The organism is Streptomyces sp. NPDC008313 (genome assembly GCF_042956125.1).
Classification (GTDB): Bacteria; Actinomycetota; Actinomycetes; order Streptomycetales; family Streptomycetaceae; genus Streptomyces.
Genome location: NZ_JBIBFR010000026.1, coordinates 1 through 25,874, shown reverse-complemented (window position 1 = coordinate 25,874; position 25,874 = coordinate 1). Strand labels below are relative to the sequence as shown.

General features: G+C 69.8%; 24 protein-coding genes, 1 tRNA gene and 2 pseudogenes. 5 read left to right on the top strand and 22 right to left on the bottom strand.

The genetic code is table 11. The features are described 5' to 3' along the window. Positions 1-49: 49 nt before the first annotated feature. The gene (gene cobF, locus ACFY93_RS28560) at positions 50-832 is read left to right on the top strand and encodes a precorrin-6A synthase (deacetylating) (RefSeq protein WP_391364257.1); all 783 of its coding nucleotides are present in this window, start codon (positions 50-52) and stop codon (positions 830-832) included. Positions 833-857: 25 nt separating this feature from the next. On the opposite strand, the gene ACFY93_RS28555 is transcribed toward cobF, so the two are convergent. From ACFY93_RS28555 to ACFY93_RS28545, 3 genes are all read right to left on the bottom strand, one after another. Continuing rightward, positions 858-1,625: a cobalt-precorrin-6A reductase gene (locus ACFY93_RS28555; protein ID WP_391364255.1), complete on the bottom strand. Its 768-nt coding sequence runs from the start codon at positions 1,623-1,625 to the stop codon at positions 858-860. Between the two features lie 67 nt (positions 1,626-1,692). Further along, on the bottom strand, positions 1,693-2,466 hold the full coding sequence (locus tag ACFY93_RS28550; RefSeq protein WP_391364253.1) for a TSUP family transporter: 774 nt from the start codon (positions 2,464-2,466) through the stop codon (positions 1,693-1,695). A 98-nt stretch (positions 2,467-2,564) separates the two neighbouring features. Further along, the gene (locus ACFY93_RS28545; RefSeq protein WP_391364251.1) at positions 2,565-3,752 is read right to left on the bottom strand and encodes an acetyl-CoA C-acyltransferase; all 1,188 of its coding nucleotides are present in this window, start codon (positions 3,750-3,752) and stop codon (positions 2,565-2,567) included. Between the two features lie 318 nt (positions 3,753-4,070). Here ACFY93_RS28545 and ACFY93_RS28540 point away from each other — a divergent pair, with 318 nt between their 5' ends. Beyond that, positions 4,071-4,535, top strand: a complete 465-nt coding sequence (locus ACFY93_RS28540; RefSeq protein ID WP_391364249.1) for a cyclic nucleotide-binding domain-containing protein — start codon at positions 4,071-4,073, stop codon at positions 4,533-4,535. Positions 4,536-4,665: 130 nt separating this feature from the next. Then, on the top strand, positions 4,666-5,181 hold the full coding sequence (locus ACFY93_RS28535) for a hypothetical protein (RefSeq protein ID WP_391364247.1): 516 nt from the start codon (positions 4,666-4,668) through the stop codon (positions 5,179-5,181). Positions 5,182-5,324: 143 nt separating this feature from the next. On the opposite strand, the gene ACFY93_RS28530 is transcribed toward ACFY93_RS28535, so the two are convergent. From ACFY93_RS28530 to ACFY93_RS28480, 11 genes and pseudogenes are all read right to left on the bottom strand, one after another. Further along, positions 5,325-5,398: transfer RNA gene (locus ACFY93_RS28530), tRNA-Pro, on the bottom strand. Between the two features lie 81 nt (positions 5,399-5,479). Continuing rightward, positions 5,480-5,869: an MmcQ/YjbR family DNA-binding protein gene (locus tag ACFY93_RS28525; protein ID WP_391364245.1), complete on the bottom strand. Its 390-nt coding sequence runs from the start codon at positions 5,867-5,869 to the stop codon at positions 5,480-5,482. 77 nt (positions 5,870-5,946) lie between these two features. Continuing rightward, entirely contained in the window at positions 5,947-6,852 is a 906-nt protein-coding gene (locus tag ACFY93_RS28520) for a LysR substrate-binding domain-containing protein (protein WP_391364243.1), read from the bottom strand. Positions 6,853-6,944: 92 nt separating this feature from the next. Then, positions 6,945-8,138, bottom strand: coding sequence for a glycine C-acetyltransferase (locus ACFY93_RS28515; protein WP_391364241.1), 1,194 nt, complete (start codon positions 8,136-8,138; stop codon positions 6,945-6,947). A 133-nt stretch (positions 8,139-8,271) separates the two neighbouring features. Continuing rightward, positions 8,272-9,300: an L-threonine 3-dehydrogenase gene (gene tdh / locus ACFY93_RS28510; RefSeq protein ID WP_391364239.1), complete on the bottom strand. Its 1,029-nt coding sequence runs from the start codon at positions 9,298-9,300 to the stop codon at positions 8,272-8,274. Between the two features lie 213 nt (positions 9,301-9,513). Next, a complete protein-coding gene (locus ACFY93_RS28505; RefSeq protein ID WP_391364237.1) occupies positions 9,514-10,137 on the bottom strand; it encodes a GAF domain-containing protein in 624 nt (207 codons plus the stop codon). Next, on the bottom strand, positions 10,134-10,733 hold the full coding sequence (locus ACFY93_RS28500) for an ATP/GTP-binding protein (RefSeq protein WP_391364235.1): 600 nt from the start codon (positions 10,731-10,733) through the stop codon (positions 10,134-10,136). The genes ACFY93_RS28505 and ACFY93_RS28500 overlap by 4 nt, the downstream gene beginning before the upstream one ends. After that, a complete protein-coding gene (locus ACFY93_RS28495) occupies positions 10,711-11,082 on the bottom strand; it encodes a DUF742 domain-containing protein (protein ID WP_391364233.1) in 372 nt (123 codons plus the stop codon). The genes ACFY93_RS28500 and ACFY93_RS28495 overlap by 23 nt, the downstream gene beginning before the upstream one ends. A 2-nt stretch (positions 11,083-11,084) precedes the next feature. Next, a complete protein-coding gene (locus ACFY93_RS28490; protein ID WP_391364231.1) occupies positions 11,085-11,519 on the bottom strand; it encodes a roadblock/LC7 domain-containing protein in 435 nt (144 codons plus the stop codon). Between the two features lie 104 nt (positions 11,520-11,623). Next, on the bottom strand, positions 11,624-13,687 hold the full coding sequence (locus ACFY93_RS28485) for an ATP-binding protein (protein ID WP_391364229.1): 2,064 nt from the start codon (positions 13,685-13,687) through the stop codon (positions 11,624-11,626). Positions 13,688-14,044: 357 nt separating this feature from the next. Then, positions 14,045-14,484, bottom strand: a pseudogene (locus ACFY93_RS28480) (MBL fold metallo-hydrolase); the annotation flags it as partial. Between the two features lie 301 nt (positions 14,485-14,785). Here ACFY93_RS28480 and ACFY93_RS28475 point away from each other — a divergent pair. Beyond that, positions 14,786-15,025, top strand: coding sequence for a hypothetical protein (locus tag ACFY93_RS28475; protein WP_391364227.1), 240 nt, complete (start codon positions 14,786-14,788; stop codon positions 15,023-15,025). Here the strand turns inward: ACFY93_RS28475 and ACFY93_RS28470 are convergent. The 3 genes from ACFY93_RS28470 to ACFY93_RS28460 form a co-directional block, all read right to left on the bottom strand. After that, a complete protein-coding gene (locus ACFY93_RS28470; RefSeq protein ID WP_391364225.1) occupies positions 15,022-15,720 on the bottom strand; it encodes a hypothetical protein in 699 nt (232 codons plus the stop codon). The two genes, ACFY93_RS28475 and ACFY93_RS28470, sit on opposite strands and share 4 nt — an antisense overlap. After that, a complete protein-coding gene (locus tag ACFY93_RS28465) occupies positions 15,720-18,569 on the bottom strand; it encodes a hypothetical protein (protein ID WP_391364223.1) in 2,850 nt (949 codons plus the stop codon). The genes ACFY93_RS28470 and ACFY93_RS28465 overlap by 1 nt, the downstream gene beginning before the upstream one ends. Positions 18,570-18,722: 153 nt before the next feature. Further along, positions 18,723-19,253, bottom strand: coding sequence for a DUF2690 domain-containing protein (locus ACFY93_RS28460; RefSeq protein ID WP_391364221.1), 531 nt, complete (start codon positions 19,251-19,253; stop codon positions 18,723-18,725). 142 nt (positions 19,254-19,395) lie between these two features. Between ACFY93_RS28460 and ACFY93_RS28455 the strand changes: the two are divergent. After that, positions 19,396-19,662, top strand: a pseudogene (locus tag ACFY93_RS28455) (ABC transporter ATP-binding protein); the annotation flags it as partial. An 86-nt stretch (positions 19,663-19,748) separates the two neighbouring features. Here ACFY93_RS28455 and ACFY93_RS28450 read toward each other — a convergent pair. The 5 genes from ACFY93_RS28450 to ACFY93_RS28430 form a co-directional block, all read right to left on the bottom strand. Beyond that, entirely contained in the window at positions 19,749-20,336 is a 588-nt protein-coding gene (locus tag ACFY93_RS28450; RefSeq protein WP_391364415.1) for a hypothetical protein, read from the bottom strand. A gap of 38 nt (positions 20,337-20,374) precedes the next feature. Next, positions 20,375-20,935 (bottom strand): hypothetical protein, encoded by a 561-nt coding sequence (locus ACFY93_RS28445; RefSeq protein ID WP_391364219.1) that lies wholly within the window; start codon positions 20,933-20,935, stop codon positions 20,375-20,377. Between the two features lie 686 nt (positions 20,936-21,621). After that, positions 21,622-21,975: a hypothetical protein gene (locus ACFY93_RS28440; RefSeq protein ID WP_391364217.1), complete on the bottom strand. Its 354-nt coding sequence runs from the start codon at positions 21,973-21,975 to the stop codon at positions 21,622-21,624. A gap of 284 nt (positions 21,976-22,259) precedes the next feature. Further along, positions 22,260-22,691 carry a hypothetical protein gene (locus tag ACFY93_RS28435; protein ID WP_391364215.1) on the bottom strand — a complete coding sequence of 144 codons (432 nt, stop codon included), beginning with the start codon at positions 22,689-22,691 and terminating at the stop codon, positions 22,260-22,262. A gap of 107 nt (positions 22,692-22,798) precedes the next feature. Continuing rightward, a complete protein-coding gene (locus ACFY93_RS28430) occupies positions 22,799-25,792 on the bottom strand; it encodes a hypothetical protein (protein WP_391364213.1) in 2,994 nt (997 codons plus the stop codon). Between the last annotated feature and the right edge of the window lie 82 nt (positions 25,793-25,874).

The window sequence follows — 25,874 nt, the reverse complement described above, 5'->3', positions numbered from 1 at the left end:
CGACGGACGCGGTGGGCTCACTGTCAGTGGCGTGCGGCAGACTCGGGGCGTGCGAAAGATTCATGTCATCGGTATCGGTGCGGGCGACCCCGAGCAGCTCACCCTCCAGGCGGTCAGGGTGCTGAGGAGCACGGACGTCTTCTTCGTCCTGGACAAGGGCGAGGTGAAGTCGGACCTCACGCGTCTCCGTCATGACATCCTCGCCACCCATCTGCCGGACGGGGGGTACCGGCTGGTCGAGGCCCGCGACCCGGAGCGGGACCGGACCGCGGGCGGCGCCGCGTACTCCCCCGCGGTCGGGGACTGGCGCAGCGCGCGGGCCGGGATCTACGAGCGGCTGATCGCCGGGGAGCTGGGCGAGGACGAGAGCGGCGCGTTCCTGGTGTGGGGCGACCCGGCGTTGTACGACAGCACGATCGGCATCCTCGAGGAGATCCTCGACCGCCGTCCCGGAGCGTTCACGTACGACGTCGTGCCGGGTGTCAGCAGCGTCTCCTCCCTGGTGGCCCGCCATCGCACGGGCCTGAACAGGGTGGCGGGGCCCGTGCAGATCACCACGGGGCGGCGGCTGGCCGAGGGGCTGCCGGAGGGGGTGGACGACGTGGTCGTCATGCTCGACGCCCACCAGGCCTTCCAGCGGTACGCCGATCAGGACATCGACATCTACTGGGGCGCGTACATAGGCACTCCGGACGAGATCCTGGAGTCCGGGCCGATCGCCGAGGCCGCCCCCCGCATCACGCGGCTGCGCGCCGAGGCCCGGGAGCGCAAGGGCTGGATCATGGACACGTATCTGCTGCGCAGGAACCCGGGAGGGCGGCGCAGGACCTAGCGGACGGCGGGGCGGGCGCCGGTCGTCATCCGGGGTGCGGTTCAGCCGCGGGGCCGGGCAGCGGCAGGGCCGCCAGTGCCTGAAGGACATCCGGTACGACGGTGACGCCCTCGGGCGGGGGCGGGCGGCGTACGACGACGACCGGCAGCCCGAGTTCGCGCGCGGCGGTGAGTTTCGCCGAGGTGGCGGCGCCACCGCTGTCCTTGGTGACGAGGACGTCGATCCGGTGCTCGCGCAGCAGGGCCCTCTCCCCGGCGACGGTGAACGGCCCGCGCGCCAGCAGGATCTCGGTGCCGTGCGGCAGCGGCGGCTCGGGCGGCTCCACGGAGCGGGCGAGGACGTACAGCCCGGGCAGGTCCGCGAAGGCCGCGAGGCCCAGCCTCCCGGTGGTGAGGAGGACGCGGCGGCCGAGCGGCGGGAGCAGGGCCGCGGCCTCGGTGAGGGAGGCCGCCGGGTGCCACCGGTCGCCGGGGCCGGGGCGCCAGCCGGGACGGCGCAGGACCACGGCCGGGACGCCGGTCGCGGCGGCGGCCCGCGCCGCGTTCGCCGTGATGCGGGCGGCGAAGGGGTGGGTGGCGTCCACGACGGCGTCCACCTGGTGCTCGCGCAGCCAGGCCGCCAGCCCGTCCGCTCCGCCGAACCCTCCGACGCGGACGTCCCCCTCGATGGCCGCGGGGCGGGTGACGCGTCCCGCGAGCGAGGTGGTGACGCGGACGCCGGGGCGTGCCGCGAGCCGGGCGGCGAGTGCGCGGGCCTCGGTGGTACCGCCGAGGATCAGGACGTGCGGGGACATGGCACCGAGACTACGAGGCGGGTCGGAGCGCCGGTGGTGACGGGGTGCGTGAGGGCCGGAGGGAGCGTCAGCGCAGCAGGAGCTGCAGGCCGCCGACGATCGTCGCCGCGATGACCAGCTGTTCGAAGAGGCGCTGGTTGATCCGGTGCACGGCCCACCGGCCGAGGACGGCGCCCGGCAGCACGAACAGCGCGAGCGCCGCGTCGAGCAGCAGCGAGTCGCCGTCGATCAGGCCGAGCCCGACGCTGAAGGGCACCTTGGAGACGTTGACGATGAGGAAGAAGAAGGCCGAGGTGCCCAGGAAGCCGAGCTTGCGGAAGCCGGCGGAGAGGAGATACATCGACATCACCGGTCCGCCCGCGTTGGCGACCATCGTGGTGAAGCCGCCGAGCACCCCGTACGAGCCGGCCTTGACGCGGCCCGCCCTGGACACCACCGCGTCGGGCTCTCCCGCGTCGTCCGCCCGCCGGCGGCGCCACAGGGTGACCCCGGCCATGAGCAGCAGGATCGCGCCGATCGAGGTCCCCACGGCCCCGTCGTCCGCCCGCATCAGAAAGAGCGTGCCGAGGACCACACCGACCGCGACGGCGGGGAAGAGCCGCCACAGCGTGGGCCAGTGCGCGTGCCGCCGGTAGGTGAGGACGGCGAGCACGTCCCCGGCGATCAGGAGGGGCAGCAGCACGCCGGTGGAGGCGCGGGCCGGCAGGACGGCGGCGAAGATCGCGAGGCTGACCGTGTTGGCCCCGCTCACCGCGGTCTTCGAGAAGCCGACGAGCAGGGCCGCGGCGGCGAGGGCGGCGAACTCCCAGGAGGATATGTGCCAGAGCGTCATCGTGTTCATGCGGAGACCGATGCTATGCGCAGGTCTCACGCCCTGGTGCGGCCGCCCCACCCCGTCTGACCTGGAGTTCACTCAAGGCGGCCGCGTGCGCGAGGAGTTCACTGACGCTCGACGAGGACCGCGCTGCCCTGTCCGACGCCCACGCACATGGTGGCGAGTCCGCGGGCGGCTCCGGTGCGGCGCATGCGGTGCAGCAGCGTGGTGAGGATGCGGGCGCCGGAACAGCCGAGCGGGTGGCCCAGCGCGATCGCGCCGCCGGTCGGGTTGACGAGTTCCGGGTCGATGCCGAGCCGGTCGACGCAGGCGAGCGCCTGCGCGGCGAACGCCTCGTTGAACTCGGCCTCCTGGAGGTCGTCGATGCTCCAGCCGACGCGTCCGAGCGCCTTGCGCGTGGCGGGGACGGGGCCGATGCCCATGACGTCGGGGTGCACGCCCGCCGAGGCTCCGGCGACGTACCGGCCGAGGGATTCGAGGCCGAGGTCGTCGAGGGCCTCCTCGCTCACCAGCAGGAGCCCCGCCGCGCCGTCGTTCATCGGCGAGGCGTTGCCCGCGGTGACCGTGCCGCCCGGGCGGAAGACGGGCTTGAGGCGGGACAGCTTCTCGAGCGAGGTGTCCGGGCGGATCGCCTCGTCGGTGTCGACGACGACGCCGTCAGGACGGGTCACGGGCAGCAGTTCGTCGGCGAAGTACCCGTTCTTGACGGCCTGGGCGGCGCGCTGGTGGCTGCGCAGGGCGAACTCGTCCTGGCGTTCGCGCGGGACGGAGTACCGTGCGGCGACCTCCTCGGCGGTCTCCCCCATGGACAGCAGGCCGTGCAGGTCCTTCATCGCCGGGTTGACCAGCCGCCAGCCGAGCCGGGTGTCGACGGTCTCGATGCGGTGCGGGAGGGCCTCGTCGGGGCGGGGCAGCACGAAGGGGGCCCGGCTCATCGACTCGGAGCCGCCGGCGACCACGATGTCGGCCTCGCCCGCGGCGACGGTGCGGGCCGCCGCCGTGACGGCCTCCATGCCGGAGGCGCACAGCCGGTTGACCGTGGCGCCGGGCACCGAGTCGGGCAGCCCGGCGAGCAGGGCGGCCATCCGGGCGACGTTGCGGTTGTCCTCTCCGGCCTGGTTGGCGGCGCCCCAGTAGACGTCGTCGATCCTGGCCGGGTCGAGCGCGGGGACGTCGGCGACCAGTCCGCGCACGACGGTCGCGGCCAGGTCGTCGGGCCGCACGGAGGAGAGGGCTCCGCGCAGCCGGCCGATGGGGGTGCGGCGGGCGGCCGCGAAGTGGACGGGGCGCACGTGGGGACTCCTGACCGACGGCGGGCGGTGGCCGGACCCGGACCGGCCCGGACACCGGTCGTGGCCACCGCCCCATAGTTAGCACTGCTAGTTTCTTTGGTTCGTGTGGACTATAGACCGCCGCCCGGCCCTCTGGGAAGGTCCCCCGGCGCCCGCCACGCCGGAAAGGAGGTCACCCGGCGACCGGGTGCCGGTCGGCCCTGTGCGAGGTCCGAGTGGCCCATGGTGGCGGTCCGGGCGCGGGAGGAGTCTGAGAGCGGCAGGTCGCGCCGTCCCGCACCCGGCAGGGAAGCGGGCTCTCCAGGAAGAGGCGAGGTCATGAGCTCTACCCCAGCCGTCACCATCCTGCGGACGCTGCCCGTCGACCACCGCGAACGCCTGATGGGCCTGGGCCGCGAGGTGGCGTTCCCGCAGGGCACCCGGCTGTTCGACGAGGGCGGGCAGGCGAACCGGTTCTGGGTCATCCGCACCGGCACGGTCACTCTCGACATGCGGGTGCCCGGCCGCCGGCCCGCGGTGATCGAGACGCTCGGACACAACGAACTCATCGGCTGCTCCTGGCTCTTCGAACCGCACACGTGGCACCTCGGCGCCGAGGCGACGACCCCGGTGCGCGCCTACGAGTTCGACGCCGAGACGGTACGGACCCTGTGCCGCGCGCATCCCGGCCTCGGCGCGGCGGTGGCCGAGTGGGTCGGCGGAGTCGTGACCCACCGGCTGCGCAGCGCCAGGACCCGGCTGCTCGACCTGTACGCCCCCTACGGCAGCGGCGGGCCGCGGTGAGCGGACGGGATGCGGCCCAGGCGGCCCCGGAGCCGAGGACGGCGCCGGGGACGGCCCCCGGCCGGCACACCGGGTGGTCACCGCGTCCGTGCCCCGTCCGGCACACCGACGAGCAAGGAGAGAACGGGTCGTGATCGCGGTCGTGGGGCATCGGGACCTCACCGAATGGACGCTGGGCCGGATCGAGGAGGAGCTGCGGACACGGCTCGCGCGGTTCGCCGAGGCAGGGAGCACCGGGCTGGTGCGGGTCGGGCAGGGACTGCCGGTCGCCGCCGGACGGGCGGCGCGCAAGGCCGGCCTGGCCCTGATGACCGTGCTCCCGGACGGCGGGCGGCTGCCCGCCCTCTCCCGCCCCGGCGGAGCACGGGCGGCCGGGGAACTGCTCCTGCTGTCGCAACGGGTGCGGTGGGAGGAGTACGACCCGGCCGACCGGGACGCCTGCGTGCGCCTGGACGAGCGGCTGCTGCGCGGCTGCGCCCGGGTACTGGCCGTGTGGGACGGCTCTCCGTCCGACGGCCGGGACGCCACCGCCCACCTGGTCGCCTTCGCCCGCAGCCTGGGCATCGAGGTCGAGGTGCTGTGGCCCGACGGGGCGGAGCGTACGGCCGGCGCGACACCGTCCGCCGCTGCGCGGGCCGTCCCGTAGGCCCGCGGGCAAGGGCCCTGCGGAAATCGGCGCGTGCGGGGCGGCCGAGGGGCGTGAGGAGGAGAGGGAGAGCCGTGAGGAGGAAGGGGGCCGACGCAGAAAGGGCCCCCGCGGGCTCTCGCCCGCGAAGACCCTTCGCACCGTCGGGACGACAGGATTTGAACCTGCGACCCCTTGACCCCCAGTCAAGTGCGCTACCAAGCTGCGCCACGTCCCGGTGTCCGTCTGACCTGCGCTTTCCGCGGGCCGAACGTGCACGGAAACAATACCGCACTCGGGCCGGTGGTCGCGCACTCCTTTATCCGGCCGGTCGCCCGCCGGTGCCCGGACGCCCGGCGTCGGGGAGGCCCAGGTCCGGATACGCCTCCAGCAGCCGGGCGGGGGCCGACTGGCGCCAGGAGTCGGCCAGGATGTCGCGGAGTTCGCCGGCGTCCTCCAGCGCCGCGAGCCGGACCCGGACCCAGGCGAAGACCGCCTCGTGGCCGGCGATCCAGAACTTGCCGGGCTCGGCCCGTGCCAGTTCGTCGCGCTCCTCCTTGGGGCAGCGCACGGCGATGGACGTCTCGTCCTCGGGCAGCGTGGCGAACATCTTCCCCGCCACCCGGAACGTGGGCATGCTCCAGGCGATCTTCTCCGCGGTGTCCGGCAGGGAGAGGGCGATACGGCGTACGTCGTGGGCATCGGGCATGCACGCACCGTAGCCGGGGGCACTGACAACCGAGGTCCGGCGGGACGGCACGCGGCCGGGGGTGCCGCCGCGCAGGGTCAGTGGGCGGGCGCGGCTTCCGTGAGCGCCGTCAGCACCGGGCGGATCAGCGGGTGGTCCTCGGCTCCCCGGCGTACGGCGGCGAACACCCGGCGGGTGGGCGCGACGCCGTCGACGGGGCGCACGACCACGCCGGTGAGGTCCGTGCCGCGCAGCGCCGACCGGGGCACCAGGGCCACGCCCGCGTCCGCCGACGCCAGCGCGACGACCGCGCGGAAGTCGTCCGAGGAGTGCTCGATACGGGGCTGGAATCCGGCGTTCTCGCAGGCCAGGACGGTGACGTCGTGGCAGGGGTTGCCGGGGTACTGGCCGATCCACGGGTCCTTGGCGAGTTCACTGAGGGGCACTTCCTCCGCGTCGGCCAGACGGTGGGTGACCGGGACGACCGCGTCGAAGGGCTCCGCGTACAGCGGTACGTGGGTCAGACGCGGGTCGTCGGCGTCCGGGGCGCCCCGGTACTCGACGGCGACCGCGACGTCCACCTGCCGGTCCAGGACCATCGGCAGGCTCGCGTCGCCCTCGGCGTCCTGGACGCGCAGCCGGATGCCGGGGGCCGTGACGGCCAGGCGGGCGAGCGCGGGCGCCACCACCAGGCCGATACCGGTCGCGAAGGACGCCACACTGACCGTGCCCGCCGAGCCCTCCCCGTAGGCCGCCAACTCCGCCTCCGCGCGCTCCAGTTGGGCCAGGACCGCGTTGGTGTGGGCGAGCAGGATCTCCCCGGCGGGCGTCAGCCGTACGCCCCGGGCGCCGCGCTCGACCAGCCGGTGGCCGGTCTCCTGCTCCAGTGCGGCCAACTGCTGGGAGACGGCCGAGGGGGTGAGGTACAGCGCGGCGGCAGCCGCCGTCACGGTGCGGTGGTCGGCCACCGCACGGAGGATGTGCAGCCGCCGTGCTTCGATCATGCCGCCGATTCTCTCAGGTTCCGCCGCCCGGCCGACCGGGGAGGCGGTGCGGGCGGGGGCGGTGGCCGGCCGGAGACCGGCCACCGCGTCCCTCAGTCCCGCAGTTCCGCGCGCGCCGCGACGAAGGCGTCGACCGCGCGGTTGACGTCGTCCGTCGAGTGCGCGGCGGACAGCTGCACGCGGATACGGGCCTGCCCCTGCGGCACCACCGGGTACGAGAAGCCGATCACGTAGACGCCGCGCTCCAGCAGCAGCTCCGCCATGGATCCGGCGACGGACGCGTCGCCGATCATGACGGGGGCGATCGGGTGGTCGCCGGGGAGGATGTCGAAGCCCTCCTCCGTCATCCGGGACCGGAACAGCGCCGTGTTCTCGGCGAGCCGCACCCGCAGGTCGTCCGCGGACTCGAGCAGGTCCAGCACCTTGAGGGAGGCCGCCGCGATCACGGGGGCCAGCGTGTTCGAGAAGAGGTACGGGCGCGAACGCTGGCGCAGCAGCGCGACGATCTCGGCACGGGCGGCGACGTACCCGCCGGAGGCGCCGCCGAGCGCCTTGCCGAGCGTGCCGGTGATGATGTCGACGCGGTCCATGACGCCGTGCAGCTCGGGGGTGCCGCGGCCGCCGGGGCCGACGAAGCCGACGGCGTGCGAGTCGTCGACCATGACCATCGCGTCGTAGCGGTCGGCCAGGTCGCAGATCTCACGCAGGGGCGCCACGTAGCCGTCCATGGAGAACACGCCGTCGGTGACGATCAGCCGGCGCCGGGCGTCGGAGGCCTCCTTGAGCTGCGCCTCCAGGTCGGCCATGTCGCGGTTGGCGTAGCGGAAGCGGCGCGCCTTGGACAACCGGATGCCGTCGATGATCGAGGCGTGGTTGAGGGCGTCGGAGATCACGGCGTCCTGCTCGCCGAGGAGGGTCTCGAAGACGCCGCCGTTGGCGTCGAAGCAGGAGGAGTAGAGGATCGTGTCCTCCTGGCCGAGGAAGACCGACAGGCGCTGCTCCAGAGCCTTGTGGACCTCCTGCGTGCCGCAGATGAAGCGCACGGACGCCATGCCGTAGCCCCAGCGGTCGAGCGCCTCGTGTGCCGCCTCGACGACCTCGGGGTGGTCGGCGAGACCGAGGTAGTTGTTGGCGCAGAAGTTGAGGACCGGGCCGGGGGCACCGCCCGCGGTGACCTTGACGGTCGCGGACTGCGGGGTGCCGATGACGCGCTCGGGCTTGTGCAGGCCGGCGGCGCGGATCTCGTCGAGGGTGGTGCGGAGGTCGTCGCGTACGGACTCGAACATGAGCGAAGGCTCCATGGGTGCGGTGGGCGGTGGCCGGAGGGCGGCCGGCCGGGGTGGTCGGGGCCGGGGCGGCCGGACCGGGACCGGGGGCCGGGACTGAGGGGGGACGGTGGGCCGGACGGGCCCGGGGGGGTCAGGCGGTCCAGTCGAGGATGACCTTGCCGCCGCGGCCGCTCGCGGCGTCCTCGAAGGCCGCCTCGTGGTCGCGGTAGCCGTATCGCCCGGTGATCACCGGGGCGAGATCGAGGCCGCCCTCCAGGAGGACCGACATCGCGTACCAGGTCTCGAACATCTCGCGTCCGTAGATGCCCTTGATCGTGATCATGGAGGTGACGATCCGGGACCAGTCGACCGCGAACTCCTCGGCGGGCAGGCCGAGCATCGCGATCCTGCCGCCGTGGGTCATGTTGGCGAGCATGTCGCGCATCGCCTCGGGGCGGCCGGACATCTCCAGGCCGATGTCGAAGCCCTCGCGCAGGCCCAGCTCGCGCTGGCCGTCGGCGATGGTGGCGCCGGAGACGTTCAGGGCGAGAGTCGCGCCGATCTTGCGCGCCAGCTCCAGACGCTCCTCGCTGACGTCGGTGACGACGACGTTGCGGGCACCGGCGTGCCGGGCGACGGCGGCGGCCATCAGGCCGATCGGGCCCGCGCCGGTGATCAGTACGTCCTCGCCGACCAGCGGGAACGACAGAGCGGTGTGGACGGCGTTGCCGAACGGGTCGAAGATCGCGGCGACGTCGAGATCGACGGGGGTGCGGTGGACCCACACGTTCGTCGCGGGCAGCGCCACGTACTCGGCGAACGCCCCGTCGCGTCCCACGCCGAGGCCGACGGTCGCGCGGCAGAGGTGGCGGCGGCCCGCCAGGCAGTTGCGGCACTTGCCGCACACCAGGTGGCCCTCACCGCTGACCCGGTCGCCCACCGTGACGTCGACGACGTCACGGCCGGTCTCGACGACCTCGCCGACGAACTCGTGGCCGACCACGAGCGGCGTGGTGATGGCCTGCTGCGCCCAGCCGTCCCAGGCCCGGATGTGCAGGTCGGTGCCGCAGATCCCGGTCCTGAGCACCCTGATCAGCACGTCACCGGGGCCGATCCCGGGCTCCGGGACCTCCGTGAGCCGGAGTCCGGGCTCCGCCTTGTCCTTGACCAGCGCCTTCAAACCGGGGCTCCCGTGGGTGAGTCCCCGGAGGAGGGCACGCCGAAGGGGCCCGTACCGGGGAGGGGTGAAGTGACATCCGTGACAAGAATCTGCCGTACGGGGCGCCGCCGGTCCATCGAGGTTTTCTTAAGCGCGGCCCCAGCTCTCCTTCACGCACCGGCCTTCTCCCGTGCCCCAGGGGCTTTCCAAGGCCCAGGTGGGCCCTGGTCCGTCTCAGTTGCCGCCGCTCTCCAGGGGGCCGGTACCGTCGACCCGCTCGAAGGGCTCGATCCGGGTGATCCACTCGATCAGCTCAGCGGCCATGGCCTTGATGGTGTCGAGCCCGGCCCTCCCCCACGGCCGCGGCTCGACGTCGACGACGCAGACCGTGCCCAGCGCGATGCCGGTGTGGTCGATGAGCGGGGCGCCGAGGTAGGAGCGGACACCGATCTCGTCGACGACCGGATTGCCGGCGAAGCGCGGGTAGTCGCAGACGTCCTCCAGGACCAGCGCCTTGCGCCGCACCACCACGTGCGGGCAGAAGCCGTAGTCGCGGGTCAGGTACCGGCTCGCCCCGAGGCTCACGCCGTCCGCGGCGGCTCCCGCTGCGGATGGGGCCTCGCCGCTCACCGCGGGGGTGTGCAGGCCGGCGAAGAACTGCCGGTGCTCGTCGATGAAGTTGACCATCGCGTACGGCGCGGCGGCGACCTGCGCGAGCCGGTCGGCGAAGGCGTCCAGCACCGGATCGGCGTGTGCGCCGAGGCCGAGCCGGCGCAGCCGCCGCACCCTGGCGGGGGCGTCCTTGTCCTCGGGGGTCAGCAGCAGACGGCCCGCCGGACGCGGTGGGTCGTAGCTCATGTGTGTGCTCCGTGGCTCGGGGCGCGCTCCGGCGCGTACGCGAGGAGATGCCGGACGAGGGTGAGCAGGGTCTGCACACCCGAGCTGGAGATGCGGGCGTCGCAGCGCACGACGGGGACCCCCGGGTCGAGGTCGATGGCCGCGCGCACCTCCTCGGGGTCGTACCGGTGACCGCCGTCGAACTCGTTGACCGCGACGATGAAGCCGAGCCCGCGTTGTTCGAAGAAGTCGACGGCGGCGAAGCAGTCCTCCAGGCGGCGGGTGTCGGCGAGGATCACCGCGCCGAGCGCCCCCTCGGAGAGCTCGTCCCACATGAACCAGAAGCGTTCCTGCCCGGGCGTGCCGAACAGGTAGAGCACGTGCCGCGGGTCGAGTGTCATCCGGCCGAAGTCCATCGCGACGGTCGTCTCGACCTTGTTCTCGATGCCTTCGAGACTGTCGGTCGCGGCACTGACCGTGGTGAGCAGCTCCTCGGTGCTCAGCGGCGCGATCTCGCTCACCGCGCCGACGAAGGTGGTCTTGCCCGCCCCGAACCCGCCCGCCACCAGGATCTTCAGCGCGGTGGGGAACGGGTCAGAGCTGTCGTCGTAGTCCATCGAGCACTGCCTCCAGAAGAGACCGGTCAGTGGGGTTGTGGTGGAAAGCGGGGGGCTTGGTGGTGAGTGCGCCGCAGTCGACGAGGTCGGACAGCAGCACCTTCGTGACGGCCGCCGGCAGCCTCAGGTGCGCCGCGATCTCCGCGACCGACAGGGGCCCCCGGCACAGGTCGAGCGCCTGGGTGTGCTCGGGTCCGAGATAGCCGAGTGGGGTTGCTCCGGTGGCCATCACCTGCGACAGGAGGTCGAGTGCGGCGGTCGGCCGGGTGCGGCCGCCGCTGACCGTGTAGGGGCGCACCAGCCGGCCGGCCGCGTCGTCGAGCCAGGGCCCGTCGCCGGCCGCGGCCACCCTCAAGGCCTCATCGCCGAGGGCCCGACGGCGGCCTGCCGGGGTGCGGTCACCAGGTAGGGGCGGACGCTCTTGACGAGCATCGCCATCTCGTAGCCGAGCACCGCGGCGTCGGCCTCCCGGCCGGCGAGCACGGCGAGGCAGGTGCCGGAGCCCGCGGTCGAGACGAACAGCAGCGTCGAGTCGAGTTCGACGACGACCTGACGGACGTCGCCGCCGTCCCCGAAGCGCGCTCCGGCGCTGCGCCCCAGGGAGTAGAGGCCGGAGGCCAGGGCCGCCATGTGGTCGGCGCTGTCGTGGTCGAGGCCGTGAACCGACTTCACCAGCCCGTCGCAGGAGAGCAGCACGGCGCTCGTGGTGTGCGGTACACGCTGCACGAGGCCGCTCATCAGCCAGTCGAGATCGGAAACGTGGCCGGTCGGCGCATCGCTCGCCATGGGGGATCGACTCCTTGAGGTACGCGGGTATGTGGGGGCCGTGGGGTCGGGTGTTCGGGGGGACGTACGGGTGGGCGTGCGGGTGGAGGCGGAGCGGGGCGTGGTCATCCGGCCGGTGTGCTCCCGTCATGCCGGAACGTGAGGTCGTGCGACACGGCACGCGCGTGGGACGCGTCGTCGGTGACGGCGCGGGACGCGGTGCCGGTGGACGCGTGAGGCGCGGTGCCGGTGGACGCGTGAGGCGCGGTGCCGGTGGACGCGTGAGGCGCGGTGTCGGTGGGCGCGTGAGGCGCGGTGCCGGTGGGGCGGGGTTCGAGCGCCGCGTCGAGGTACGTGCCGGGCACCGGCCGGTACCCGTCGTGCGCGGCGGACCCGGCCGGGGACGGCGCCGCGTCGGCGGGGTGGGCGTCCATGGCCTCGGCGAGCCCGATGCCCCGCTGGAACGCCGCCATCAGACCCGGGTCGTGGCCGGCGACGTGCCCCTGCTCCGGGCGGGGCAGCGGCCCGTCACGCAGCTGGGGCACGAGGTGTTCCTGGGCCCGCCGCCGGGGCAGCGGGGGCCTGTCCATGGTGCCGCGCACCGCGCCGACGCGCGGAGTGGGCGGTGCGGCCGCGTTCTCCGCGACGGTCCGGCGGTCCTCGGGGCGGACCCCCGGGACGGCCTCGGCGGGGTTGGCGCGCCGCGTCCGCGTCCCGCGCACGGGAAGCGGTGCGGCCGGGGACGCGGGAGTGCCGGGACCTGTGTCCGGTGCGGCGGGTGCCGCCGTGCGGCCGGACGGCCGGGCCGGCGGCGTCGTGGGCGCGGGGGACACGGCGCGCGGCGCCACGGGCTCGGGGAGGGCCGGTGCCGCGGGCGCGGCGGGCGCGGCGGGCGCGGCGGTCACGGCGTACGGGGCGGGTGCGGCGGCGAAGGGATGCGGTGGCGCGGGCAGGGCCTGCGGTACGTCCCCGGAGGCGTCCGGCGGCGTACCGAGCAGCTCCTGCGGCAGGACGAGCACGGCCTGGACGCCGCCGTAGATGTTGCTCTGCAGCCGTACGTGGATGCCGTGGCGCCGGGCGAGCTGGGAGACCACGAACAGTCCGATGCGGCCGTCCTGGAGCAGGCTGGCGACGTTGACCTGGTGCGGGTCGGTGAGCAGGGCGTTCATCTTGTCCTGCTCACCGACCGGCATACCGAGGCCGCGGTCCTCGACCTCGACGGCGAGCCCGGACGTGACGAGGCCCGCGCGCAGCAGTACCTGGGTCTGGGGGGCGGAGAACACCGTGGCGTTCTCGACGAGTTCGGCCAGCAGGTGGATGACGTCGGCGACGGCGTGCCCGCGCAGGGTGCCGTCGACCGGCGGAACCAGCTTGACCCGTGAGTACTGCTCGACCTCGGCGATCGCGGAGCGCAGGACCTCGGTCATGGAGACGGGGTTGCTCCACTGGCGGCGCGAGGTCGCCCCGCCGAGCACGGCGAGGTTCTCGGCGTGCCGCCGGATGCGGGTGGCGAGGTGGTCGACGTGGAAGAGGCCCTTGAGCAGGTCGGGGTCCTCGATCTCGTTCTCCAGCTCGTCGAGCAGCGAGATCTCGCGGTGCACGAGCGACTGCAGGCGGCGGGCCAGGTTGACGAAGACCTCGACCTTCTGTTCGCTGCCCGAGCGGCCGGCCGGCCCGGCGGCGTGCACGACGGCACCGACCGCGGTGTCGTGAGCGCGTGCCAGGTCGGCGGCGAGCAGGTCGAACTCGTCGGCGTCGGCGCCGGGCCGGGGGTGCGGCGTGCGCGCCGGCGGGGCGTCGCCGCGCTCCAGCGCCTCGACGAGGGCGCGCAGCTCGCTCTCACCGCGAACGCTGGTGCGGCGCAGCGCGCCCAGCCGTCCCCGCAAGACCTTGGCGGTCCGCCCGGCGGCCACGGCGGCGATCACGATGCCGCCGAGGGCCACCGCGAGCGCGCCCGCTAGCACGGCCCAGAGGGCGGGGGTCCTCGGCGCCCCGGTGGAGCGGACGGTGAACAGTACGGCGGCGCAGGCGCTGAGGGCCACGGCGACCGGCGGCAGGACCGCCAGGCGCAGCAGCTGGGGCCGTATATGGGTGTCGGGCAGCGCGGGAACGGCGCGGGCGACCGGCCGGCCGTGCCGGCCGCCCTCACGGCGGTCTGCGCGTGCGGCGGGTGCGCGAAGCTGAGACATCTGCGTCCTCGTACTGGTGCGTCGGGGGCACGGGGGCTCCCGCGGTGCGGCGCGAGCGGGGCGTGCGCCGTCGCGGTGCCGGTCGAGCGGGCCTCGCCATACGGCCCTGCGTCGCCCGACGGCCACTCACCGTAGTCGTCAAGGAAACATGTGCGGTGGGCAGTTGACAAACTCCGACGGCTGACGTCCCGCTCTGGTATGAGGCCTCGCACGGCAGACCGATTGACCCGCCGCAGGCACTGCCCAGACTCGAAAGGATTCGATCGAACCTGGTCAGAAGCGGTCACGGAGAACGGCGAGGGCCGGGAAGCGGTCCGCTCCCCGGCCCTCGCCGTCCACCGGTCCAGCCCCACCGGATCACCCGGCGGGGACCGCCTCCGGCTCCCCGGTGCCCTCGGCGGGATGCGCCGGACCGTCACCCACGGTGCCGTCGACGGCCGCCCCGGAGTTCCGGACGGTCACCTCGCCGGGCACCTCGGCGATCTCCTCCGCGTCCGCCTTGGCGTCGGCCTCGAGGGCCGGCCAGCCGCCCGGCGGGGTGAGTGCCACACCGCGCCACCATGGCTCGGCGGGGACGGACTCGGCGCCGGGCTCGAACGGCTCGCCGGGGAGGGGCAGCGCGATCCGTGCGCCGGCCGCCCGCCCCGCGCCGATCGTCCCCTCGCCGGGCTCCACCCACGGGTGGGCGCCAGGTTGAGGGTGGCCCAGTGGATCGGGAGCATCACGCCGTCGACGCGGTCGCCCTGGAGGTCCAGGTGGGCGCGCACGCCCTCCTCGGGAGTCATGTGGATGTCGGGTGATATGACGCCCCATCAGACTTGAGGCCGCGACCCCACCGCTACATTTCATCCACCGAGTTAAGCTTCCAGACCAAGACTGCGTATCGTCGCCCGACCCCAGCGCTGCGCACAAAGCCCGGATTCTGACGTTTCTGCAGGAGCCAGTGCCAACGAACTCGCGGAACCTACAATAGAATGCGCCTCCGGGAATCTACACAGAAGAGGAAATGTGAAGAAGGCGCGCATATGTCTCGTATTCACGTGCATTCTCCTGGCCTCCGCATGCGGCGGAAGCGACTCGACCGTTGACACGTCCGCCTTGTCGGACAACGAGAAGGAGTGGGTCGAGTATTCCTACGCGCACGAGAAGAGCGACGAGACCAAACGGGCATGGGAAGAACTGTCCGCCGAAGGCGTCAAGTCCTACCTTGAGCGGCAGCGCCCCACCCTGTGCGGGGACACTGCCTCACTCATGAAGAGCCTCAAGGAAGCCGGCTACGAGGCGGGCGAAGCCCAGGACTACAAGGAGAAGGTCGAAGACCTCCTCTGCTCGCCCTAGGCCACCGCGCCCCCGAGGATCCTCAGGGAGTACTTGTCATACGCTCGGTGCAGAATCATCGTCACCGGCCCCGAGACGAAGACCCCGCTGACGACGTACTCCTTTTTGTTTCCCGTCTCGGCTACCTGCTTCTCGTAAAGGGAGTCGGTCTCCTTCTTCGCCTGCTTCAGCCACGAAGACGCCTTGTCGTGGTCGGCTCCCGCCACGTCGAGTCCGGTACAGGCGGCGAGAAAGTCGAATTCGCCCGATTGGTCGGTGCTGGTTCTGCACAGAAGAGACGACATGTTCTCTCTGTCGACATATCCGGCCGAAATCGTCACCCCCTTCCCGCCGCTCCCGTTGACATACGTCCTCTTCTTTCCGTCGGGCATTTCCTGCTCGACGGGTTTGTCCAGCTTCAGCTTCCAGTCCTTCGAGAGACCAGCAAGGAATTCCTTCCCGGTGTATCCGGCGGCCATGGTGCCCGCCGCACCGAAGGTGGGCCGTTTGTCGCCGGTCACCGCGTGTTTCGGCAGATCGGCGGCGCGCGGCGCGGTCCGCGTCCTGGACGGCGAAGGCTGCGACGCCGCAGCCTTCGTACGGTCGGACGCCGCCGTACCTGAGTTGCCGGAGTCGCTCCCGCCGCAGGAGACTGCTCCCACCGCGCCGATGGCGACAGCCATCAGCACGGCGGAAACACGGGTGGCGGCGCGCATCACGCGCCACCGTCGTTCAGGGCGCACGCGCCGGAATCGGCTCTGGCGAAGGGAACGAAGGCGATCGCGTCGAACACCACGTTGTCGTCTCCGGTGCCGGCGTCGTGGAGGTTGTCCGCCTCGATATAGCCGCCCTTCCAGAAGGAGAACGTGCCCATCTCGAACCAGGTCTCCTGGCCGTTGCTCCGGGTCGCCTGATTGACCCGGCAGTAGTCGGCCTCCGCGCCGAACGCGTTGTCGCCCGGGATGAAGCGGTAGCGGACGATCGCTTCCGCACCGTGGCTGGGCAGATGGACGTAGACCTTGTACCGCTGGCCGCCGAACTCGTCTCCGGAGGGGAGGTCGGACTGGTTGACCTGCCAGCGGCCGGTCACCTTGTGGAAGTAGTCGGTGTCCGGGTAGCTGTGCGTGAAGTAGACGTGGTGGTCGTACCCGGCACCGAGCTGGTGCAGGTCGATGGGGGCGATGTAGGGGGTGGCGCGGTAGGTGTAGTCGTCCCGCTCCATGGTGATGTTGTCACCGGTCTGAAGGGTGAACTTCCCGTCGTCGGCGCCCTCAAAGTCCCCGCATCCATAGGTGTCTTCGTGCTCGCCTAGGTCGTCGACGATGATGGCGTTCGTGTAGACGCTCGGATGGTCGATGCACGGGCCGTGACCGTACTTGCTCTCGAGTGCGGGCTCCGACGAGCCGAGCGTGTATCTCAGCGCTTCGGTACTGGAGTTGGCGCTGCTCTGCGAGCCGATCCAGCTCACGCTGCCGTTCCAGTAGCACGCCGAGTCCCAGGTCGGGCAGGGGTCGGCCGCGTCCGGGTCGCACGCGTTGGACGAGTCGCAGAACGCGTCGAGCGGGGCGGCCGTGATGACGTTGAACGGCATGGTCGGCTTGACGTAGGAGGCCACGCCGTCCCAGGTCATCTGCGGTACTTCCGCCCAGCCAAGGATCTTCTCCTGGTAGGTCCAGTCACCGGGGTGCGAGGCGTCGTCGTAGCTGTTGCGCAGGAACGGCTCCCGGTCGGCCGGGTAGTTCGGCTTGATCGGGTTGTTGAAGTAGCCCAGGCCCACCGAACCGGAGGTGTAAACACCGGAGTTGTAGCCCCACAGCGCCATGTACCAGTTCTCGATGTAGTCCGCGCTGCCGTTGTTGGCATGCATGCCCAAGGCCTTGAGCTGGTTCCACTTCTCGGCCAGGATGCTCAGCCCGGCGGCGATGTTCGCCGCATAGTCGGTGGTGACGGCACCGGCGTGCAGGGTGTCGAGCTGCTCGCCGTGGAGTTCGGACATGCCGGTCGTCACCTGGGCGATGCCGTAGCCGCAGTCGGCGGAGCCCCGCCTGGGGTAGTCGTGGATGCCGTTGAGGTTGCCGTACCAGTCGGACTTGGTGACGTTGCCGGAGTCGCCGTTCACGGAGTGCCAGGACGCCTGCTTGAAGTTGGACTCCTGGGCGAGGATACCGAGCATGACCTGTGCGGGAATCTCACCTCCGCCGGTCAGTGACGGCTTGGGAAACAAGCCCTGCGGGGTGTAGGCGGCGAGGCCCGTGTCGTGCCAGTCCGCCCCGCGGGACACCGTCAGGCCCCCGTGCACGGCCTGGTCGACCGCCCACTCCACCTGGTTCGCACTGGCCTGGAGCGCCTGGCGCTTGGGGTCGTTGCGCTTGACGATGCAGGGGCTCTCCATGTCCGCGATCTTGCCGGCGACCTGCGCGCCGGATCCGGACAGGCACTGTGATTCCGGGCCGCCTTCGCCGCAGGTGAGCGGGTCGTCGTCATCGCCTTGGGCCGCGGCGAACGCGGCCGGGTCCAGCGACAGCGGTGAGTCCGTCTGCGGCCGCTCGCGGTCGGCGTCCACGCGGGTGCCGGCCTTCACGCCGGTCTTGACCGCCGTAGCCTTCACGGTCAGGGATCCGACACCCTCCTCCGAGGGCGAGCCGATGTTGGTGGCGATGCCCTTCATCTGCTCGGAGAACACCGAGTTGGTCACCAGGTGGCCCTGGCGGGAGATGCCTACGACACGGCCGTCCACCGGGTGCTTGGCGAGCCCCGGCGCCTTGCTGGTGTCGATGTCCTCCACGTCGCCGACGACCGCGTCGCCGCCGGCCACCGGGAGGAGTTTGACGTCCCCCTTCGGGGCGCGGCCCAGTTCGGTGAAGTCATCGCCGTCGTAGCGGGAGATGACGCTGTTCTCGCCGTCGACCGTGCCGATGTCGACGGTGCCGTTCTTCGAGGCGGTCAGCGCGAACATCGGGCCCGGTACCGCGGCGAGCTTGCGGGCGGACAGCTTCTTGCCGTCGCCCTTCAGGTCGACGAGGTTGCCGCCGAGCACACCGACGGTGCCCTTCTCGGTGGGCGTGACGTGCGTCAGGTAGCCGTCGACCGTGCGGCGGGAGGTCACCGATCCGGTGGCCGCGTCGACCGAGATCACGGTCGTGTCGCCGACAGACCTGTCGGTGGCCGAGCTGGAGGTGAACGCTACCTCGTCGCCCGTTCCGCAGCCCGGTGTGAAGTAGGCCAGCTGCACCCGGTCGGGAACCTCGGTGACCTTGCCATCGGAGAGCCGGATCACCGCGGCGAAGGCACCGTTGTCGTACGCGCCGGGTTGGTTGGACCAGACCGACGGGGCGTAGACCGCAGCCGCGTAGCTCCCTGATCCGGTGGTACAGACGTAGCCCGTCCAGGGGCCGACCTCGGACAGGTCCGTACGGTTAAGGCGGGCGATCTCGTAGAAGGAGAACCCGTCGCTCTCCTTCGCCGCGAGGATGTGCAGTCCCTCGGCGTCGCCGGTGGCCTGGACGATCGCGTCCGATGACGAGGCGTAGCCCGATCCGAGCTCCTTGCCGGGTGCGGAGAACATGCGGGGTGCCGTGCCGTCAGCGGCGGCCGTCTGCACCGGAGTGTCCGGGGAAGCCGGCGGGAGTAGCGCGGCGGAGGCCGCCAGCACGCTCAGGGCTAACAGCGGATTCGCGGAGAAGAATCTCCGGAGACGTCTTCTGCGCATTTTCTCCCCCTACAGCCAGTCGGTGCACGAGCCGTGCACGGCCGGCATGCTCGCGTCGTTGTTGTTCACGATGTACCTCAGCGGCATGGGGTCGTACTGCGCGTCGACATCGTTCCAGCACGCCTTCGCCGACGTCTTCTTCCAGTTCCGCATCTTGGTGTAGTCGCCTGCCACGCCGTCGGCGAGAAGGCCCGTCGTGTCGGCTTGCTGGACGCCGCCTTCGGGATCACGTGTCGTCCACAGCGTCCCGTACACATAGTCGGGCGACGTGTCGAGATCGCGTGAGACCTTCGCCCACACCCCCTGGCACATGTACGACCACATCAGCCGTATCACGACCGACCCGTCCGGCTCGGTGACCTGCTGAAGAAGCTCGGCGTCGTCGTCACACCCCATTTCGATGGGGTCCTTGCCTGAACAGGTGGCTCGGAAGCAGCCGACCGCGGCTGCCGGGGATGCCTGAATTCCTTGGAACGCTCCGGCCAGCAGCGTCAGTGCGACCGCTGCCGGCCCCCATCTGCGTATGCAGTGCACACACATCACCTCCGAGTTGTTCGATACATGACATATCGCGATACGTGGCACATTCGATTACGCCGTTCAGGAGCTACCCATCAAGATTCCACAGGAACGCACAAACTGGTGGCGAGTTCACCAAGTCCTCTACGCAGGGGGCCAACAAGTGATCGACGCGTACGAGGATCCCGGCACGCCCGACAGCCGTGGCGGCTGGCGGTATCTGTGGTGGCTGGTGCGATGTCAGCTGGGTCGGCTCGCCGCCGGGGCGGTGCTCGCCAGCGTGCGGATGGTGCTGCTGGCCACGACGCCGCGCATGATGGCGAAGGCGATCGACGAGGGGCTGGAGCCGGGAGACTTCCCGGTCCTCGCGGGATGGTCGGCCGCGCTCTTCGCGGTGGGGGCGTTCAACACGTGGCTGAGCATCATGCGTCGTGCCCGGAACCCCCGGCCATCCGCGGTCCCGGGCACGACGGTAACGCGCCCACGTGCTCAGCAGCTGCCACCGAGGTGGTCAGGTCAACGGACGTGTTCCGTGCGCTCAAGCTTCTCGACTGTGATGTGGAGATGCTTGGGCGGTGTGTGGTTGGCGTCCTGCACTGTCAGTTCCGTTGGCCAGGAAGTTCCGGGATACAGACCGACGACTTCCATTGATGCGCCCGCTGTACGGTCGAAACCGTTGGGCCCCGTGATCCGGATAGTGAAGCGGTAGAAGGCACGCCGGCTACCACTGTTGGTGACCTTGACCGGGATGGTCAGCGTGTCTCCGTGAGCTGTCGGCGTGTACACCGTCAGGTCGCCTTTGCGTGCTACAGAAGCTCCGAAGTCTTCTTCGGATGCTCCTGCGACACGCGAAGGTGTGATCACCTCGCCTGGCGGTGCCGCCTCACGCCGTTCTCGCTCGGCCTCGGCTGCAGCTGCCTGCGCTTCTCTCTCCCCCGACGTCCCGGATGAGGCAGGAGGATCGGGAGTTGCTGCAGACGGGCTGGCTGGACTGCCGGTTTCGATCGGCTGGATCTCGCTTTGATCGGTGCCGCGCTGTTGCGCGTCGGCGTGATCGGATCCGCACCCCGTCAGCAGGAAAGCGCTCGACAGGGTGAAGGCCATGACAGATGGCACGCTCGTACGCAGAATTTCAGATATGTTCAGTCGCACGGTGCTACGAACCTGACTCGGTCGATAATCGCGACGCTGCCTGACCACATGACCGCTGTCACCTGGGCACAGTCGCCCCAGCCGGAGTCATGGTTACCCTCGCCCTTGACCGGCCCCGCGTACTGCGAAAATGTGCCCTCGTCCACCTTGCAAGCCACACCAGTCCTGTTCGGGCACAGCTTCAGCTTCATGTGCTTCGCTGTGGTGGTGTTGTTGTCGAATACCGCACAGGACCCCACCACGCTGGTCGTGCTTCTCGTGTAGGTGAACAGAGTACCGAGTCGGCTGGCGTCCGGGAGTCGCTCAGCGAACTCGAGCACATACCCAGATCCGCACAGTGTTGCGGTGGCGCTGACAGCATCAGGGTCTTCCGCCGCAATGGCACGCGTCTGAGTGTCACGCGCTCCGTTCTCGGAGAACCTTACGCTGGTTCCGGGGACGAGCATGCTGGTGTTTGAGGGGGTGTGGTCTTCGGCCAGGGCTTGTGGGGTGATGGCAAGAACCGATAAGAGGGCGGCCGCCGGGGCAACGATCCGTAACAGTCTGCGCATGAGAGTTGGTTTCCTTTGTTTGGGAGTTCCTGGCTGCAAGGTAGGCCGCAACCTTGCGACGGATTTGAAGGAGTGAGCCGATGAATCCAGAGCCATAGTTGAGCAAACTCCTCGCCATGGATTCGGCGAGCGCCTCGGCTGATTAGACTTCCTTTGTGTTTGGCGTCGACGGCGGGATATGCGTTTATCCTGAGAGTGTCCATAGCGACCTCCGCCGCACACGCCGTGATGGAACCGAATCGCGCATGCACCGCAAAGTGGGCGGCCGCGCGCAAGCATCGGATCCGCCTGCATGAGTGCACGGCCGAAATACATGTCGATATTCCCCGACGACCGCCCCCACTGCATAGATGCCGGTCTGGGCAGCTTGGTAGGGCTGCCTGTACGGAGGTCAGGATAGGCATAGAACAGAACCAGGGATCAAGATAGAAGAGCCGTTCAGCTGGAAAGGTGGCTTGAACGGGCCGTAAGAGCCAGAAGCTCTCATGGCGCACATCTCCACTTCCTACCAGGGGGTTGGCGGTTCGAAGCATGTGGTGCGTGTGTGAAGGTTGGAGGGCTCACGGTGGCTACATGGCGGAAACTGGCACGGACATTTGTGACCCAGATGGCAGTCGCTGTGCTCGCGCAGGGACCTGTGAAGCGGGCGGCGAGGGGCCACGCGCGCTGGAGCGCGTCCGGAGCACTCACCGCGATACCTGATAGTAGTCCTCCTGCGGCAAGGTCAGAGCGTATACAGTCCCGAAACTTCGACGGATATCACCTACGCTTGCTGGGGACGACTCGCTGACGGGCTTGATCTCGCTGAATGGTTGTCCTGGCTCCGGAATTGGGGAGCCTGGTTGGTCCCAGGTCAGCGTGTGCCCGGCGTGAGACATTTCGCGTTCATCTTCATCGATGGAGCCGCGGGTGAAGGGGATGCTGGACAATGGCTGCTCTCCGGCAGCGAGGATCATGGCAATGGTTTCGTCCGGCTGCAGCGGTGAGCTGTAGTAGGCAGTCAGACGGATCCAGCACGAGACGCGGTAGTCAGGTCTCATCGGTCTGAACAGGTCCCAGCCGGCTATGCCGCGGGCGCATTGCTGCTCTACCGCCAGGCACCGCAATGTCAGTGGCGTGCTTTCTGCATAGGCGTGGGCGATGGACCTCAACCGGGTCTCAGCGCTTAGCAGAGCGTGACGGGACGCACTGCTCTCCTCGAGTCGGATGGCCTTGTGGCGGCTGGTCGAGCCAAAAAGCGTCCATGCGCGGGCCACGACATTGAATGCGGCAAGGAAGGGCCCTGCTGCAGCGCGGAGTGCGAGTAGTCTCAGCGGGCTTGAGGTCAGGACCGCTCCTTCGGCTGAGTGCTGGTCGGCATGAGTCTTTCTTGCAGAAGCGAGGCACCGGCCGCGGCGACGGATTGCAGAGTCACCCACATGACGGCCTCCCCAAATCCGGGGGTTGAATCCACGAGGTGTCCCGTGGTCATCGTGGCCCACACAAAGGTGCTGATGATGATCATCAGGTGGTTGCCGCGTACGCCGAGCAGTCTCGCTCCGCCCCACAGGACGAAGGGCTGGGCGATGGCCCCTGTCGCATTGGCTGCCAGGTAGTAAGGGACTCCCGCGAGTGGGTTCTCCGCGCTGTCAGTCTCAGTGGTGTTGTCGATGAGCACGTACATACCGCGCAACAGCCACCAGGCGACGAGCGTAGCCGCAGCAGTCATGGACGCGATCTTTGCGGCTCGTACCAAATATGTCATGATCACGATCATCTCGTCGCTGACTGCTCGCTGTCATCCGTGCAGCTACTCAACTCACCTGAGTACCGGGCTCCAAGGCTCCGCCTCAACGTGGAACCTTGGAACCCGTCAACGACTTTCTACGGTGCGAGGGCGTCCTGGAACGCCGCCGCGTAGTGAGCCGTTCCAGCGATCTTGGGGTGGAACGACTTCATTGACGTGGGCTTGCTGTCAGCCCTGGAGTGCCCGGTGACGACGATGCCGTGGATCGTCTCCGGGTCCCCGCAGATCGCCTGGCCCGCGAATGCAGCGCGCGGGTCCGCGAAGACCGCGTAGGAGCCGGTGTCACTGACGGCTCCCTTCATCTCCTCGGCGACGACGTCGCCCATCTCGTTGAGCCACGGCGCTTCCTCCGTACCGATACCAACAACGCACGAGCCGCTGTTCTCCAGCAGCCTCGGGTATCCCATGAGCACGATCTTCGCGTTGGGCGCCTGGTCGTGCAGCGCCCTGAGGGTCTTCACCAGACGGGGCCGGATGACGTTGTGCGCCCATGCCGGCAACCAGTCCTTCAACGCTGGCGTGTCGTTGTCGTACGACTGCCCGGTATCGGGATTACGTGCCTTGATCGTCCCGTTCTGACACACATCGGAGATGCTGGTGATGCATTTTTTGATGATGTCAGCGAATGCCATGTCGTTACCGCCGATTGACAGCGCGACCAGGGTGGTGTGCTGGTCGAGGTAACCCTGCTGGATCTGCGGCAGTTCTCCGGCACCTGGTGTGATGCTGAGCATGTTGTAGTGGCGGGCGCCGGAGCAGGCGGTGAACTGGAAGTCCATCCTGGCACTCCACGAGTCAGCCAGTTCTCCGACGGAGAGCTGCTCGCCCGGCAGGACGGCGCGGCGTGACCAGGCGTACTTGGAGCGGTGGCAGGAGTCCTTCGTTTTGTCCCCCGACACCTTGTTGTAATAGTCGGATTCCGGGTAGTAATCGTCCCCGCCCGGATCGGAGGCCCCTTCACCGGAGGAGTAGGAGTCGCCCATGCCGACGACCATGTGGTTCGGCTTGCCGGGGAGGCCTTGGAAGGCGACTGTGTCCCACGCGACGTCCTCGTCGGCGATGCCGTCGGCGGTGGCGTTGGTGAGCGTGACCGTCGGTGTTCCGGTGAAGCGGAAAGCTCCGAGACTGACCCAGCGGTCGGCGCGCTGTTCGACGATCCTGACCTTGCTTGTGGTATCCGCACCGCCGATTACGTAGGCCGCCTGTCGGGTGTGGGCTCCGGTGTCCGGCAGGTGGACCAGTACTCGGGCCCATTCAATGTTCTTGTCGAGGGTCCAGGTGCCCTTCACCGTCATCAGGCCGGAGTCCCCGCCAAGGTGTGCTGTGTCTCGGGTGTGGGCGTACCAGAAGTGGCCTCCGTGTCCGCCACCGACCTGGTGCAGGTCTCCCTTGGCCTGGTACGGGCCCAGCCCGGGGCCCGTCGCGGCAGGGTTGGGGTAGAACGTGAAGTTGAAGTGTCCGGCGTCAGTGCCGGACGATCCGCAGCTGCTGTACGTGTTGATGTTGTCGGGAACGGATTCGACGATGTAGGCGCCGGCGGGTGCGGCGTCGCATTTCGGGGCGCCGTACTCCAGCCGGTATCCGCGGCCTGGTTCCTCTCGGAGCGTGACGTATTTGATGTTTTCGTGGCCGCAGTCGGAGGCGCAGTCGTCCTTCCAGGTCACGTTCGACCCGTTCCACCAGTACTGCTCGTAGCAGGCTGCGTCGGGGCAGTCCGGCGGGCTGGTGGAGTTGCAGTTGTTGGCCGAGTTGCAGAAGGCGTGCAGTGGCGGTTTGATCAGGTCGCGTTGCAGCTCATTGACCCACCAGGCGGGGCGGAAGCCGACGGTGGCGTACCCGGATTCGCCCGGCCAGTCCTGGCGTCCGTCGGTGCCGTAGGAGTAGCCGGTGTCCATGGACCAGGCGGCCCAGCCCATCACCTTTTCCTCATACGGCCAGTCCTGGGGTTTGGCGGCGTCGTGGGGGTCGGTCATGAACGGGTGGCGCGAGGGCGGGTAGAACGGGTTGGCGGGGTTGTTGTACCAGCCCAAGCCCCAGGGCTTGCCGTCGCCCTTGTTCGGATTGAAACCGAGGTTGTAGTTCCACAGTGCGGCGAACCAGTTCTCCGGCTTGGACGGGTCGTCGTTGTTGACGGTGATGGTCTGGCCGGCGGTGTGCACCTCGTTCCACTTGTCCGCGAGGATGTACATGGAGGCGGCGATGTTGACCGTGTAGTCCAGGGCCACGGCCTTCTGCTGAGCCGGGGAGAGGGACTCCTCGCCGGGCTTCTCATAGCCCGCAAGGCGCATGCCGTCGGTGACCTGACCTACACCGTAGCCGCAGTCAGACTTGTTCCAGTGGATCGTCCAGTACGCGTCGGACGTTTCCCCGTCGTGTCCGTAGAACCCGGCGACGGCGGCCAGCGGGTTACCCATCTGACCAGGGATGACGCCTGATTCGGCCTGCCACAGGTTCGACTCCTGTGCGAGCACCCCGAGCAGCACCTGTGCAGGAATCTGTCCTCCGCCTGTGAGATTGGGAGGCTGGAACAGCAGGCCTTGCGGGTCAACGGTGCCCAGCCCGGCCTGAGAGCGCCATCCACCTTGCTTGATCCACGTGGCCTCCAGCTTGCCGCGGACTGCCATGTCGACGGCCCACTCCACCTGGTTGGGCGTCGGTTGCAGGGCGAGTGCTTTGACATCGTTGCGGGGGACGGAGCACCAGCGGTCAGTGTCGACCGGGTTGTGCGCCCGCTCGTCATCAGCAGCCGCCGTCTTCTGAATCGTGTTTGACTTCCGCTGTTCCGGGGCGCGCAGTGCGGGCGAGAAGGACTCCTTGCCCGAGGCGCTGGTCGTGTCCAGCACTGTCTGGGCAAGGCTCTCGCCAGTAGTGGTTGCGGTGCTCTTGATGGTCAGAGGTGCTGCCGCCTCACCAGTGGGGCCCTGGGACAAGCTGGTGTCGGGCGACGGCTCGGTCTTGGTGAATCCCTTGCCCGCGTCCCTGATGTTGCCCAGGCCCGCCCGTACCCCGGGGGCGAGGACAGGAGCCACAGCCAGACGGCCGTGGCTGGATATCGCATTGAGCGTTTTCAACGGGACCACTGATCGGGTGACGCCGGTCAGGTCGAGGTGAGGACCGCAACGCACAAGGCTCCCGTGCCGTTGGTGGAGGTGT